The 213-nt window shown below is 31.9% G+C and carries 1 protein-coding gene; it reads left to right on the forward strand.

Going from position 1 to position 213, the window contains the following annotated elements; genetic code table 11:
* Positions 1 to 31 precede the first annotated feature (31 nt).
* Positions 32 to 208 (forward strand): hypothetical protein, encoded by a 177-nt coding sequence (locus tag ACRHOC_RS15865; RefSeq protein ID WP_431159522.1) that lies wholly within the window; start codon positions 32 to 34, stop codon positions 206 to 208.
* Positions 209 to 213: the final 5 nt, after the last annotated feature.

Genomic DNA, 213 nt, shown 5'->3' on the forward strand with positions numbered 1-213 from the left:
GCTAGATCAACAAAAAATATTATAGTTCTGCGTGAATAACATATTAGGATTTAATAATATTAATGGTTATCAATATGCTAATACACCATATTTTAATGGGCAGTTTAATAGACAGGCGTTGCGTCCTGCAGCAGATCAGTTTTTCTTCATACGTTTCTTTTGGTCCATAAGCGAAGATGGAACAGAAAATCAATTAGATAATTTGTAGTTGCA

Origin of the sequence: Winogradskyella poriferorum, from assembly GCF_050618035.1 — a bacterium.
GTDB lineage: Bacteria > Bacteroidota > Bacteroidia > Flavobacteriales > Flavobacteriaceae > Winogradskyella > Winogradskyella poriferorum_A.